The organism is Rhodococcus sp. Chr-9, from assembly GCF_000801125.1.
Taxonomy (GTDB): domain Bacteria; phylum Actinomycetota; class Actinomycetes; order Mycobacteriales; family Mycobacteriaceae; genus Rhodococcus; species Rhodococcus pyridinivorans.
The window spans coordinates 1-12,417 of record NZ_JTIZ01000059.1; the positions used below are offsets into that span (position 1 = coordinate 1).

The following is a 12,417-nucleotide window of genomic DNA, read 5'->3' on the forward strand; positions in this document are numbered from 1 at the left end:
GCACCCAGCCGGCACCAGTACCACTGCTAACTGCGAAGAGCCGTCATAGCGACTCCCCGAACGAGAAAAGGAACAGGGCAGTCCGCCCCAACTCCGGTCTACGTGTCCCTTGCACTCATCGTCTTGTCCCGACTCGCTTGCATTGACACGAGAATCGTTCGGGAGAATCAAACGAAAGTCATTGAGCAGGAGATCGTTCTGCAATCGTCACATCACCGGCGGCAAAGTGAGTAGCCGGAACTTCACGCAGCACCACCCGAATGTTGCTCAACGGCGCGTCCACGGCCCGCTGGGCGGCAAAGGTGAGTTCATGTATCAGTGCGCGGAGCTGTTCGGGCGAACGCCCTGCGGAAATAGTCACCTCGATGAACGGCATCATCAGCCTCCTGACACATTTACGGTACCGAGATGAGTGAAGTGAGCAGCGATCCGCGCCCCCGGCCGGACCGGAACCGCATCCGTCATCCCCCCGGTGAGGATCACCCAGCCCGGCTCGATCGCCAGGCCACGCTCGGCGAGGGTGTTCGCCGCGAAAGCCAGCGCCTCCGCGGGATGGCCGTGCACAGCAGCTCCTGTCGCCGAATCGACGATCTCACCGTCCACTTCGAGCAAGCAGGCTTCGAGACCGAGGTCCAGCGAGTCCGGCCGCACACTGATGGGACCGGTGACGTACCGGCCGGACGAATTGTTGTCCGCGACAGCATCCATCATGGAGAACTTGTAACCCGAGAACCGGCTGTCGATGATTTCGATCGCACCGACCACATGGTCGACCGCCGCGAGCGCAGTCGCCGCCGAGACCCCGGGCCCTTCGAGTCGACGTCCCATGACGAACGCAATCTCCGGTTCGGCACGCGCGTGGATCATCTTCTCCCGGGGCACCGGCTCACCGATCGGAAGGATCATCGCGTCCGTCAACCACGCCGTCGACGGCGAGTCGACTCCCACCTGACGCTGCTTCGCCTTGGAGGTCACACCCAGTTTGACACCGGTGACCCTCTCCCCCCGCGAGATCCGCATTTGCAGCGCAATATCTTGAGCCTCATATGCCGCGGCCAGATCGAGACCGTCCCATTCTGCGAGAATCGACGTCTGCGCGACGCCGCTATCCTCCGCTCGTATAAGAACATCGGCCACTTTGGCCGGGCTCCATAGTTGCTCGGTCACTGTTCGTCCTTTCCGCCGAGCACGGCGGTGACGGTGCCGAGCCCACTGATAGTCGCAACGATGGAATCGCCGGGTGCGACAGGATACGCACCGGTCATCGAGCCGGGCAGCACCACGTGCCCCGGCTCGAGGGTCACGCCGAGCGGACCTACCGTGTTGGCCAGCCACACCAGCGCACTGAGCGGTGACCCGAGAACTGCGCCACCGGCACCGGTTGCGACGAGCTCGCCGTTGATGTGCAGGTTACAGCCAGCCAGACGCAGATCCAGCTGGTCCAACGAGACCGGGCAACTGCCGAGTATGACCCCGCCGGATGAAGCGTTGTCGGCGATGGTGTCGAAAATTCCGATCTTCCAATCCTTGATCCGCGAATCCACAATCTCCAGCGCAGGCAGGACGAAATCCACTGCCCGCGCTGCCTCTGCGGCAGTCACGCCTGGGCCGACCAGTGGACGACCAAGGACGAATGCAATCTCCGGTTCGATACGCGGTTGCAGAAATGTGCCGCTGGCGATGGGATGGTGCTCCAGATGAAACATGCTCTGGGTGAGATGCCCGAAGTCGGGCTGGTCGACCCCCATCTGTCGCTGAATTGCTCGCGACGCGAGGCCTACCTTGTGTCCCTTGACGACATCGCCGGCCGATGTCCACTGCTCTACTTGCGCCTGCTGGATGCGGTATGCCACTTCTAGGGACGCGTCGGGATACTCGGGCGTCAGCGGGGCGATCGGCTCGGCGGTGCGATACGCGTCGAGCAGACGATCCGCTGCCTTCTGAACAGCAATATCCATAGTTCCTCGGTTGTGTCGTGCGGTTGATACAGATGTCAGGACGCTCGGGGACAGCTACCGACCGGCTCCAGCGATGGGTGGTTCCGGGATTCGAGTGGAACGATGTCCGCCGCCTCGGCAATAGAGCGAGTGATCTTGTTGGCGGCAGCGATCACAGCACGCTCGAGTTGAGCTCGCCGCGAAGCGAATCGGGTGGCCGGAACACTTATGCTCACTGCAGCAACCACCGAACCCATGTCGTCTCGTACCGGTGCGGCGACACAGTGCACCTCCGACACCGTCTCGCCCATGTCCACCGCGACACCAGCCATGCGAGTCATTTCGAGAGCATCGGCGAGCGCATGCGGACTCGTAGTCGTCGACGGTGTCAATCGACGTAACGGACGCGCTGTCAAGTACCGCTGCAATTCAGTCTTGTCGAGTTGCGCGAGCAGGACCTTGCCCACAGCTGTGGAGTGGGCATCGAGCCGGGTGCCCACTCGAGCCCCCTGCACGGTGATGTTGTGCGTACCGATCACCTTGTCGACGTAGAGGACACTCCAGCGTTCCATGATGGCCAGGTGTGTCGTTTCTCCATAGTTTTCGACCAGCTCTTCCAACACAGGAGCGGAACAGGAACGTACGTCCACAGTGCTGCGGAGTGTTTCCCCCAATTCGACGATGCGCCAGCCGAGCCGGTATCGGCCGCGATTCCGGCACTGCAACAACCCGGTGTCGACGAGACTGGCCAGCAATGCATGAGCACTCGACCGAGGCACGTCGATGGCCGCTGCAACTTCGGAAACACCCCATTCCGGACGCTGAACTGTGAACAGATCGAGCACCGGACCAATCTTTTGCACTGTTTGCAGACCAGCCACGCCGACAGCCACCTTTCAAAGTTCATCTGGATGACGGTTGAGCAACCCCGTCGCATCGCTGTGAGGTGGAACACTAGGTGGCCGAGCAGAGAACGAACATGTCCTGAAGCGCACGAATGAATGACCTCGAGCGCACGAGTTCACGACCGACAGCCCACCAACCGCGACCTTCGATCCCCCGAGGCGCACAGATATCTCGGCCCGCGTGTCGCTTCCCTCGTCTCCGCTGACCGGATCGAACCATGTGGTAGCTGCGGTTGCCTACCGCCATCCTCGTCCGTGGCCCATCTCAGGAGCAGGACACCACCGACGCCACGCCTATCACGGCCGAATGCCGGGATAGAACTCGAGAACGTCACCTATTTATCAGGCAATACAAGATAAGGTGCTATTTTCACTTACGCTTGTAAAGCGTCAGCGACGAGGGAATGGGGGACGACATGGACGAGACAGCACAGGTTCTCTCCGACGCCGTCGCGTTGCTGCGCCGCGCCGGCATCCGGCTGCCCTCCGGTTCCCTCGACGCCTGGGACCTGACCCTGCCCGACGGCCGAGAGTTGCCGACCCGGATGCGGGCATCCCGGCGGCCACCAACCCCCACGATCCTCACCCGACTGCTCGCACAGCCGGACCCGGCCCGGCGCCTACTCGTGGTGACCCCACGCGCCACCGCTCATCTGCGGACTCTCGCAACGAACGGCGAAGTCGATGTGATCGCCGTGAACCAGGACCTGCTCGTCTTCGCCGGCGAGCGCTACGACGTGACCGATGCCGCGTCCGCCGCGGCGGCCCCTGTTCGTGCTGCGAGGGGCCGGAAACCGTGGGTGCGCTGGGCACTCGCCCGCGCCCTGCTACTCTCGGACACCGCGCAGACCCAACACCGGCTCGCCGAGCTGCTGGGGGTCTCCCAGCAGGCGGTCTCGCATGCCCTCAAACAGCTCCAGGCGGTGCGCCGTACCGAACACGGCTGGCTCGCCGACTCCCCCGAGGCGTTGCTGGCAGAGTATCTGGCCGTCTATCCGGGTCCCGGTGGTGCCGTGACCTATTGGTACGGCCTGGACCCGGTGATCGCACAGGCCACCACCGCGGTCGAATTCTGCACCCGACAAGGTATGCCGGTGCTGGTCAGTGGGGATCCCGCCGCCGATGTGTACGCCCCGTGGCGGCTGCCGACCCGGGCGATGCTCTACACCGATCGATTCGTCGACCTGACCGACGCCGGCTTCAGTCCCGCCACCGAAGCCGAACACTCCCTGGCCGTGCAGGTCCCGGCCGACCCGACCCTGTGGCGCACCGCGGCGATCAGCGAACCGGCACTGTTGGCCGACCCCCCGATCACCGCGGGCGATGTGCTGCGCACCGGCGGCCCCGACGCCGCCGAGGCCGCCGACCATGTGCTCGCCACGATCCGACAGAGGGCCGTGCTGTAACTGATGAGACCGAGGTGGAGATCCTCGCCGCATCGAATTCCACCGACCGCGGACTGCGGGCGCTAGTCGATCTCGCCGCGGCCGCTGACCCGGACACCGTCAATACGCGGAGGCCACTTTCACGAAATGACGTGAACGCGACCTCCGTAATCCCGGGCCGGAATCGGCCCGGTGACTCAGAGAATGTCTCATTTGGCGAGTTTCTTGAAGCAGGTCAACGCCGCGGCGAGTTGGAGGAAAGCAGCGAAGTGCTCGCCGTGACGCTCGCAGCGGATGGTCAGTCGGCGGTAGCCGGTGGGCCAGGCCAGGGTGCGTTCGATCTTCCACCGGTACCGGCCGAGGCGCTCGCTGCTGCCGACGCCGCGACGGGCGATCCGCAGAACAATGCCCCGTGCCCGCAGCCACCGGCGGTGTACGGGATAGTCGTAACCCTTGTCCGCCCGCAACCGGCCGGGCCGGCGACGACGCGGACCACGACGCGAACGCACCGCCGGAATCGCAGTGACCATCGGCTGCAGCATGACACTGTCGTGGGTGTTCACCGAGGTCACCGCCGTGACGAGGGGAATGCCCTCGGCGTCGGACAGGATGTGGATCTTCGAGCCGTTCTTACCTCGATCGACCGGGCTGGGACCGGTTAGAGAGCCCCCCTGATGAGAGTCAGCGGGTCACGATCATACGGCAGACTCGTCACCGGTAGCGGCGGGCAGGTGAGCACTTCTCCCCCTGGACAACGTGGAGTCCTGAAAAAGATCGTGCCCCTGCCCGTCCGCCGGGAGAACGGAATCGCTGATGGGATGNCGCTCCGGCGTGAGCACTGCTTCATTAGGGTGCAGATGGTTCTTCCGCACGCTGCCGAACGTGGTCGAGTTCGAGGACGATGGGAGAAGCTCAATGCAGTTGTTCGTCGGAGATGACTGGTCGGAAGAGCATCACGATGTCGAGCTGATGAACTCGGCCGGACGGAGGCTGAGCAAGGCGCGACTCCCGGAAGGAGTAGTCGGGATCGCGCGTTTGCACGCGATGGTCGGCGAACAACTCGGCGACGATGTCGACGAGTCCGAGGTGGCGATCGGAATCAAGACCGACCGTGGCCCGTGGGTGGCGGCGTTGGTAGCCGCAGGGTACACAGTGTTCGCGGTGAATCCGTTGCAGGCAGCGCGTTTTCGGGAACGCAGCGGTGTTTCGGGTGCCAAGAGCGACGCCGCCGATGCCCACATGCTGGCCGACATGGTGCGCACCGATTCACACAAGCTGCGGACGGTGGCCGGCGACAGCGCCGAAGCCGAGGCGATCAAGGTCCTCGCCCGGGCGCACAAGGCCTTGATCTTTCGAACGCACCCGCCAGACCCAGCGGCTGCGCCACGCGCTGCGCGAGTACTTCCCGGCCGCGTTGGAGGCATTCGACGACCTCGACGCAGTCGATGCCCTCGACCTGCTCGGGAAGGCACCGGACCCGGCCTCGGCGGCGCGGCTGACGCGGGGCCAGATCGCTGCGGCGCTGCGGAACGCCCGCCGTCGCGACATCGAGACCAAAACCGATCGGATCCAGGCAGCTCTGCGAGGCGAACACCTGGGCCGGGCGGCGGTGATCACCACCGCCTACGCCGCGACCACCCGCTCCGCCGTCGCCGTGTTGAGCACTCTCAATCACGAGATCAAGGCGTTGCAAGGGCAGGTCGATGCCCATTGTGGCCGACACCGAAGACGCTGAGATCATCCTGTCCCAACCGGGGCTGGGATCGTTGCTCGGTCCCCGGGTGCTCGGTGAGTTCGGCGACGACCCGGAACGGTATGCCACCGCGAAGGCTCGCAAGAACTACGCCGCCACCAGTCCGATCACCCGCGCCTCCGACAAAAAGAAGGTCGTCGCGGCCCGGTTCGTCCACAATGATCGGCTCGTCGATGCGCTGAACGCACAGGCGTTCTCAGCCCTGCACGCCTCTCCCGGCGCCCGTGCCTACCACGACAAACAACGCGCCCGAGGACTCGATCACGGCCCCACCCTACGGCAGCTGGCCAACCGACTCGTCGGCATCCTGCACGGATGCCTCAAGTCCCGCACCCACTACGACGAAACGACGGCCTGGGCGCATCACGCCGAGAAGGCTGCTGCTTGACACCCAAGCTCCTGGGATGTCTTCTTCGCCCGCACGTGCGCTGCGTCGAGGATCGCGGCGGACCAGTCCAGGTCCCCACCGGCGCCGAGCCGATCGAGGACCTGGCGGTGCATCTCGTCGAACACCCCGGCCCGAACCCAGGCGGTGAAGCGGCGGTGTGCGGTCGGAACACTGACCCCGAACGACGGTGGCAGGTGCCGCCAGGCACAGCCGCTGGTAAGCACATAGACGATAGCGGTGAACACCGCCCGATCATCGATCGCCGCCCGGCCTCCGCCCTGCGGCCGCGCCCGGAAGCCGGGCAGCAACGGTTCGACGATCTCCCACAACGCATCCGGCACCAGCCGGGAAGACAACGCATCGACCACGACAGTGCATTATGCCGCACAAACGATCTAGTCCATAAGAGACATGCTCTCAACCAAACGTCGCCTGGACTCCTAAACCTGAATCCACCGACGTGATGCCGATGCCCGTTCCGGCCGGGCGAGTGGATGTATGAGCAGTTGCGGGCATGCGGTGACCGCTGGTCTGCCCAGCTTTTCCACGATGCGGTCCCGGTCGTGCCGTCTCGGCGGGTCGATCTGTGTTCAGTCGATAGCTGGCGGACTGTGACCGATGGTGTTGGTCCACAATCGAAGCCATGCGCCCGACCAGGGCCAGTGCATGGGAAGCCGCAAGATCGGTTTTCGTTGCGGTCGACACAACCGGGCGGGAAGGTTGACGATCTTGCGGCGTAGCGTCGCCCCACGGGCGCGAGCATGCCCACCACCTGCAAGAACACCGGCGGCGCGCAGCAGATTGTGGGCGATCGCCGCGCAGAGCACCCAGGCGGAGTTCGCCCCGAAGCGCCCCGACGGCATGTGCGCCAGCGGACCGTCGATGAGGTCGGCGAAGACGGTTTCGATGATCGCGTGCCGGCGATGGGTGACATCGGCGTCGGCGGCCGAGGTAGTGGTGTTGGTGAAAAACGGGTGATATCGCCACACCGGGAACAACGCGTCGGGGAAGCGGGCGTCTTTGACGCGACGCACGATCAACCGGGCGGTGACCGGAGTCTTGGTCGAAGCGAAAGCGGTGTAGGCGGTTTCGACGACCTCGGCATCTTCAGATCCACGCTCCGGTGTCCGGGTCACGCACGGCACCGGGATATCTCACCGGGGTCCACGCGTCGTCGGGGATCGAGTCGATCGCGCGTTGGACCGCGGTGTTCTTGGCCAGGACGAGCGAGAAGCACACCTTCGCGCGCAGGCATGCCGAGATGACCGAGCGGGTGCCGTAGGCGGAATCACCGCGTACCACGAGGGCACCGGTTGCGCCCGCTGTTCGGGCGGTGACGATGGCCTGCGTGACCATCCGACCTGCACCTTTACCGGATCCGGCTTTCCCGGCGCGCAGTCGCATCCCGGTGATGATCGGCGTGGAGTCCGCCGTGCTGAGTGTCGTCGCCAGCGGGGACAGGCCTTTGCGCAGGATCTGTCTGCCGGCGATTTTCGTGTGTCCGTAGCTCGCGCCTTGTTTGGCGTGTCCGTAGACCGGGCGCAGTAGCGAGTCGATGTCGATGAACGCCTGCTCGGCCAGGCCGGGCAGGATCTCGACCCGGGCGGTGAGTGCGATCAGGTGTTCGCGGAGCACGGATTCGAGCTNGGCGCACATCCCGGCGATCAGGGTGAGCAGTTTCGGGCCCGGGTTCGCCGCCCCGGACGCGACCTTCGTGGTGGTGATCGAAACCTTCTCGGCGAGCAGGTCCGGCAGGCGGGTGTGTTCGGCCAAGGCCATGACCGGGACCAGGCCGGCGCACGAGACGAGGTTGTCCTCGTCGAACACGGCCGAGCCGTCGATGAACTTGTGGGACACTTTCACCGGAAGTGCCTTTCCTGAACTGGCGGATTTGTTGTGTGCGAACTCCAATCTTCCCAGTTCAGGGGGCACTTTCTTCAGTTCGACACGCTGCTGTGCAGCCGATCCTTCGGTGGAATCAGGCTAAAAGACGCGTGGCTCGCAGTGGCTGCAGCGCAGACACCGCTCGTCGTGAACGCTTTGGCGTCCAAGTTGTTCGGCGCCCTCCAAAGTATCCCGGACGCATCGACCCTCATCGAAACCGCGCTCGCATACTGCAACGGCGACGGCACAGTGTCAAGGGTGGCGAACCAGCTCTACTGCCACCGAAACGCCGTTCTGAACCGGCTGGAGAAACTACGCGAACTTACCGGTTTTGATGTCCGGCGTCCACGTGACACGGCGGCTTTTCTGTACGCATTGAATGCCGGACCAAACGCCGATCAAGAGAGCGACCAAGCAGCGCCCAGCAAAGCTCCACGCGCATAGACAGATCCTCCCCACGATCCGAGCGTGCAGAGCATGCCGTGGAGACACAGGCCGCAATATCCGTCTCGGATGAATGTGGTTGAATCCGTCTCAGGCAGACGCAGCGTAGGCAATCCGCCATGCTGCTTCTCGACGGCTCCGCAGCAGTTCGCGGGCTCATCATGGCAGCGGTGCACACTCCGACCTACTCCGCAAGCGCATCATCCACTGCGTATGAACAAGTACACCAACCGAATCACGGCAAGCGCGATAGCTCCATATCCCAAGGTTCCTTGACAGGCCGACGCCGAGCAACCATATGATCGCAAGGTAAAGTTCGCTTCTGCAGGATAAGGGGAGCGACGTGCCTGCCGGGAACTCAACAATCCCGTCATAGACCTCAGGAGATTCGGTGAGCGACACAGCGCAGCCCACGAAGGCCGCGGCCATCCAGTTCGAAGGGGTCCCTGGCGACGTCGCGGAGAACATGCGCCGACTGGATGCGATGATCGCCGAAGCGGCCGGCAAGGGCGCTAAACTCATTGGGGTTCCAGAGTTTGCTACGTCTCCGCTGCCGTTTCGCAGTGAAGCGCATCGAAGCGTTCTCCCGCCCCAAAACGCGGCCGTCGACATGTTCAAGGCAGCGGCAAAACGGTATGGCTGTCACATTGGTGGCTCAATGCTGATCGCCGAGGACGACAACATCTACAATCGCTACCACCTGTTTGAGCCCGATGGCACAACCCATCTGCACGACAAAGATCTGCCCACGATGTGGGAGAACGCTTTCTACGGCCCCGGCAACGACGATGGAGCATTTGAAACCAGCCTTGGCCGCATGGGTGCGGCCGTCTGTTGGGAGCTGATCCGCAATCAGACCGCCCGCAGGCTCGTTGGCCGAGTCGATGTCGTCATGACCGGCACACACTGGTGGACAACCCCCAACAATTGGGGTGGTCTCGTCGACCGCATGTTTGGTCCGTTGTCGCAATACAACAGGTACCTTTCGGAGAATGCTCCCACCGAATTTGCCCGCCGAGTCGGAGCTCCAGTCCTGCAGGCATCCCATTGCGGGCAGTTCCGCACCGACTTCATGCTTTTGCCTGGCACATCGATGACAGCTCCGTACGACACCAACTACGTCGGAGCAACACAAATTGTCGATGCCGAAGGAAACATCCTGGCCTCGCGCAATACCGCCGAGGGCGCCGGCATCGTCGTCGCTGACATCATGATCGGTGCGCAGCAGCCGACAGAAACCATCGAAGAAACGTTCTGGATGCCCAGGCTTCCCTTGGCGTTACGCGCATACTGGCACCACCAGAACATATGTGCCAAGCGTTACTACCGTCGTGCCGGTCGACGGGCCGGCCTTGATGCCGCGGCAGAGAATCGAGTCGGATCGGTTGAAGTGGTCCGCTAACAGTGGCGAGTCTGCCTGTCGAGACTCAAACCGTATTGTCGGCCGGCGGACTTGTTTTCTTTGGTATAGGCGCTCGGTGTGATATGAATCGCCCCGAGTTCGGCGGAGGCTCGGCTATCTGGTTCCGGCCTCAGCGAGGACCGGTGTCTCACCGTAGTCAGCCGCCGTGTGATTCGCCCAGTGGGTCGCCTCGTACTCGGCAGGCGGAACGTGGTCGATCTCGCCATGCAAGCGGCGGTGATCGAACCAGTCGATGTACTCGGCGACCGCCCACTCGACCTCTTCAACGCCCCGCCAGCCCCCGTGTGGCCGCATCACAGGGTTGCCGATGCACTCGGCCTTGAACAACGAGTTGAACGCCTCCGCCATCGCGTTGTAATACGAATCACCCTTGGAACCAACGGAAGAGACCGCATCGCATTCATCGAGGCGTTCGGTGTAGCGCACCGCTCGATACTGCACACCGCGGTCGCTGTGGTGAATCGACCCGGCAACATCCTGGCCGGCCCGTCGGCGCGCCCACAACCCCATATCCAAGGCGTCGAGGGCCAGATCGGTGCGCATCGACGCCGAGACCTGCCAACCGACGATCATCCGGGAGACTCCCCCAAGGACTTCGTCCAGGGAGGTGCCCCCACGTCGAGGACGAATGCGGCGTAGACCCACCCCGAGTGCGTGCGAATGTAGGTCAGATCCGCTACCCACAACACGTTGGGTGCGTCGGCGACGAACCGCCGCTGTACTCGATCTGCCGGCCGCGGAGTCTCGGCGCCGTCACTGTGTGTGGTCTTCCGACCCTTCAATCGTGGTATTCCCTGTAACCCATCGATTTTCATCAATCTTTCCACGGTGCATCGGGCCACTGCCATCCCCTTTCGTTTCAGACTCGCATGCACCTTGCGGGCCCCGTACACGCCGAGATTGTCGGCATGAACCTTCCGGATCTCGGACGGACAGAACCTGACGGTCACGCACCGCACGGGCCGATTCCGTTCGTTGGGGACTCAGGTGAGCTCGGACCGTGGACGGAGCGATCTGGGCAGCTGTCTCGCGCAGGGCCGCGCAGATCGGATCGACTCCGTGTTCATCGCGGTGAGCAGCGATGAATTCCACGATCAGCGCTGTGGGCGGTCGATCTCCGCGATGCTTCTATGTCAAGCCGCCGCCAAAATCGATGCGTTCGCGACCTTTCCGAGTTCGGCTTCGTCGGCACGCAAGATCTGGAACACTCGGTCGGAGATACGGCGGCGGAGCAACCGCACCGCCTCCCNGTAGCTTGGCGACGTAGTCCTTACCCGGACCACCGCGAGCGACTTGGGTGATGGCGATGGCGTGCAGGGCCGCATTGACGGTGCGGTTGCCACCCCGGTTCAGACGCACCCGCTCTTGGGCCGACCAGACCGGGATCGGGGCGGTGCCGTTGAACTTCGCGTAGGCGTCCTTGGAGTGGAAGCGGTGCGCGCCGGCAGTCTCGCCGATGATGACCGCTGCGGAGAGAACTCCGCAGCCGGGGATGTCGAGCAACGACGGTGCCAAGGCGCGGACACGGTCGCGGATCCGTTGTTCGAGGTCGTTGATCTGACGGGTCATCTGCCGACACCGATCCAGGAGTTCACCAGCGATCTGGGCGACCACACCGGTGAACTGTGCAAGCCGGTCGGCAAGCTCGTCCATCACACGGTACCGTCGGATACCGCGGAGCGGGATGTGTAGTTCGGGGTCGAGTTCGTGTAGGTGCCAGCGCAGTCGGCTGATGAGTTTGGTTCTCTCGCATACCAAGTCGTGCCGGTGATCGCTCAGAAGTTTGACTTCGCGAGCGGGGCCGTCCAGTCGTGCGATCGGCAGGTTCGGTTCCCGTAGCGCGGCCATCGCGACCGCGTGTGCGTCGATCGGATCGGACTTGCCCGGTTCGCGGGCGCTGCGTCGGTGCACCGCCATCAGTTGGGTCTTCACCCGGACCACCGAGTGTCCGCGGCGCAGCAGGTCCGCTTCCAGACGTCGGGTGACGTGGCGGCAGTCTTCGAGCGCGAACTGCAGCTGCGGCCACTGGGAGGCCCACTCGATCGCGGACAGGTGACCGTCGGTGGTGGCCTTGACGGTCAGCTGTCCGAGTTTGCGTCCGACCTCGTCGACTGCGACGAAGGTGTGGGTGGATTTGTGAGCATCGACTCCGATGATGATCAACTGACGACTCCGATCCGTGGGTGAACGGGGCGCCCGGGCAGTCGTCATTGGGCACGCCTCAATCGGGCATCAGCGGCACGCTTCTATCAAGCCACGCGGACGACCATCCGGGGCCCGGCGGGCCGCACATCGGGA

The 12,417-nt window shown here is 63.8% G+C and carries 9 protein-coding genes, 6 pseudogenes and 1 other annotated feature; of the genes and pseudogenes, 4 read left to right on the top strand and 11 right to left on the bottom strand.

Going from position 1 to position 12,417, the window contains the following annotated elements:
* Positions 1 to 178: 178 nt before the first annotated feature.
* The 4 genes from QR64_RS25630 to QR64_RS06845 are packed head-to-tail and all read right to left on the bottom strand — an operon-like array spanning position 179 to position 2,818.
* Positions 179 to 376, bottom strand: coding sequence for a tautomerase family protein (locus tag QR64_RS25630; protein WP_006551052.1), 198 nt, complete (start codon positions 374 to 376; stop codon positions 179 to 181).
* Positions 377 to 378: 2 nt separating this feature from the next.
* Positions 379 to 1,167 carry a 2-keto-4-pentenoate hydratase gene (locus QR64_RS06835; RefSeq protein ID WP_037216937.1) on the bottom strand — a complete coding sequence of 263 codons (789 nt, stop codon included), beginning with the start codon at positions 1,165 to 1,167 and terminating at the stop codon, positions 379 to 381.
* The gene (locus QR64_RS06840) at positions 1,164 to 1,958 is read right to left on the bottom strand and encodes a 2-keto-4-pentenoate hydratase (RefSeq protein WP_006551054.1); all 795 of its coding nucleotides are present in this window, start codon (positions 1,956 to 1,958) and stop codon (positions 1,164 to 1,166) included. Before QR64_RS06840 ends, QR64_RS06835 begins: the two co-directional genes overlap by 4 nt.
* Positions 1,959 to 1,993: 35 nt before the next feature.
* Entirely contained in the window at positions 1,994 to 2,818 is an 825-nt protein-coding gene (locus QR64_RS06845; RefSeq protein ID WP_033097545.1) for an IclR family transcriptional regulator, read from the bottom strand.
* Between the two features lie 440 nt (positions 2,819 to 3,258).
* Here QR64_RS06845 and QR64_RS06850 point away from each other — a divergent pair, with 440 nt between their 5' ends.
* Positions 3,259 to 4,248, top strand: coding sequence for a hypothetical protein (locus QR64_RS06850; RefSeq protein ID WP_064060065.1), 990 nt, complete (start codon positions 3,259 to 3,261; stop codon positions 4,246 to 4,248).
* 188 nt (positions 4,249 to 4,436) lie between these two features.
* On the opposite strand, the pseudogene QR64_RS06855 reads toward QR64_RS06850, so the two are convergent.
* Positions 4,437 to 4,901: pseudogene (locus QR64_RS06855) on the bottom strand (IS5 family transposase); the annotation flags it as partial.
* 241 nt (positions 4,902 to 5,142) lie between these two features.
* On the opposite strand from QR64_RS06855, the pseudogene QR64_RS06860 reads away from it, so the two are divergent.
* Positions 5,143 to 6,368: pseudogene (locus QR64_RS06860) on the top strand (IS110 family transposase).
* Between the two features lie 20 nt (positions 6,369 to 6,388).
* Here QR64_RS06860 and QR64_RS06865 read toward each other — a convergent pair.
* From QR64_RS06865 to QR64_RS27630, 3 pseudogenes are all read right to left on the bottom strand, one after another.
* Positions 6,389 to 6,736, bottom strand: a pseudogene (locus QR64_RS06865) (transposase); the annotation flags it as partial.
* A gap of 222 nt (positions 6,737 to 6,958) precedes the next feature.
* Positions 6,959 to 8,014 (bottom strand): annotated as a pseudogene (locus QR64_RS06870) (IS1380 family transposase); the annotation flags it as partial.
* Between the two features lies 1 nt (position 8,015).
* Positions 8,016 to 8,231, bottom strand: a pseudogene (locus tag QR64_RS27630) (IS1380 family transposase); the annotation flags it as partial.
* A gap of 33 nt (positions 8,232 to 8,264) precedes the next feature.
* On the opposite strand from QR64_RS27630, the gene QR64_RS25635 reads away from it, so the two are divergent.
* A complete protein-coding gene (locus QR64_RS25635) occupies positions 8,265 to 8,696 on the top strand; it encodes a helix-turn-helix domain-containing protein (RefSeq protein WP_084222295.1) in 432 nt (143 codons plus the stop codon).
* 391 nt (positions 8,697 to 9,087) lie between these two features.
* Positions 9,088 to 10,098, top strand: coding sequence for a carbon-nitrogen hydrolase family protein (locus tag QR64_RS06875; protein ID WP_039584647.1), 1,011 nt, complete (start codon positions 9,088 to 9,090; stop codon positions 10,096 to 10,098).
* A 114-nt stretch (positions 10,099 to 10,212) separates the two neighbouring features.
* Here QR64_RS06875 and QR64_RS25640 read toward each other — a convergent pair whose 3' ends face one another.
* The 3 genes and pseudogenes from QR64_RS25640 to QR64_RS06885 all read right to left on the bottom strand — a co-directional run.
* Positions 10,213 to 10,692 carry an integrase core domain-containing protein gene (locus QR64_RS25640; protein WP_081263344.1) on the bottom strand — a complete coding sequence of 160 codons (480 nt, stop codon included), beginning with the start codon at positions 10,690 to 10,692 and terminating at the stop codon, positions 10,213 to 10,215.
* The gene (locus QR64_RS28815; protein ID WP_081263343.1) at positions 10,689 to 11,078 is read right to left on the bottom strand and encodes an IS3 family transposase; all 390 of its coding nucleotides are present in this window, start codon (positions 11,076 to 11,078) and stop codon (positions 10,689 to 10,691) included. Before QR64_RS28815 ends, QR64_RS25640 begins: the two co-directional genes overlap by 4 nt.
* A 46-nt stretch (positions 11,079 to 11,124) precedes the next feature.
* Positions 11,125 to 11,246: a sequence feature (AL1L pseudoknot), on the bottom strand.
* A gap of 123 nt (positions 11,247 to 11,369) precedes the next feature.
* A pseudogene (locus tag QR64_RS06885) lies at positions 11,370 to 12,330 on the bottom strand (IS110 family transposase); the annotation flags it as partial.
* Positions 12,331 to 12,417 lie beyond the last annotated feature (87 nt).

What these genes read in the sequence shown, in the direction of transcription:
- QR64_RS25640 (WP_081263344.1), bottom strand. Translation starts at nt 10,692, where the DNA reads ATGATCGTCGGTTGGCAGGTCTCGGCGTCGATGCGCACCGATCTGGCC.
- QR64_RS06850 (WP_064060065.1), top strand. Translation starts at nt 3,259, where the DNA reads ATGGACGAGACAGCACAGGTTCTCTCCGACGCCGTCGCGTTGCTGCGC.
- QR64_RS06840 (WP_006551054.1), bottom strand. Translation starts at nt 1,958, where the DNA reads ATGGATATTGCTGTTCAGAAGGCAGCGGATCGTCTGCTCGACGCGTAT.
- QR64_RS25630 (WP_006551052.1), bottom strand. Translation starts at nt 376, where the DNA reads ATGCCGTTCATCGAGGTGACTATTTCCGCAGGGCGTTCGCCCGAACAG.